Genomic DNA, 438 nt, shown 5'->3' with positions numbered 1-438 from the left:
CTAATTAATTACTTGAAATAGGTGAATACTATGCACCCAATAGAATTTAAGAAAAAGTGGCAATTAACTTATGACGAGCTTGCACTTGTTTTAGGTTATCAAGGTGATTATACTGTTCGTTCTTGGGGTACGAATGGAAGACACAAGCGCAATCCTCAAAATGTTGTTTATGTCGCTTGTCGCCTTCTAGATGAAAAATGGTCAACTCAGGGGAAACAAATAGATTCTTACCTTTGACTCGCACCCGAATCTCTCATGTCTACAGATGTAGACGCTTTCTAGTTAAGAGTTCTTGTTTACAAGCGTTTTAGGCGCTGATGTTGCACACTCAATACTGCTCGGTCGGAGCTAGTCTTAATGAAGGCGTCACCGTGCCAAAACGGGAAAATTGTACGCTAAGGCTGAAACCCTTCCCCCATAAGCATTTTAGCCACCAAT

General features: G+C 41.1%; 1 protein-coding gene. It reads left to right on the top strand.

The window, feature by feature from the left end; translation table 11 throughout:
* The first annotated feature begins 30 nt into the window (after window positions 1-30).
* On the top strand, window positions 31-237 hold the full coding sequence (locus tag ACEYW6_RS36660) for a hypothetical protein (protein ID WP_412983673.1): 207 nt from the start codon (window positions 31-33) through the stop codon (window positions 235-237).
* Window positions 238-438 lie beyond the last annotated feature (201 nt).

Source organism: Nostoc sp. UIC 10607 (assembly GCF_047228265.1).
Classification (GTDB): domain Bacteria; phylum Cyanobacteriota; class Cyanobacteriia; order Cyanobacteriales; family Nostocaceae; genus Nostoc; species Nostoc foliaceum_A.
Note: the sequence above shows the minus strand (reverse complement) of the source record. Positions and strands in the feature narration are given on the sequence as shown.

Excerpts from the sequence above, each read along its gene's own strand:
- ACEYW6_RS36660 (WP_412983673.1), top strand. The coding sequence starts at position 31 with ATGCACCCAATAGAATTTAAGAAAAAGTGGCAATTAACTTATGACGAG.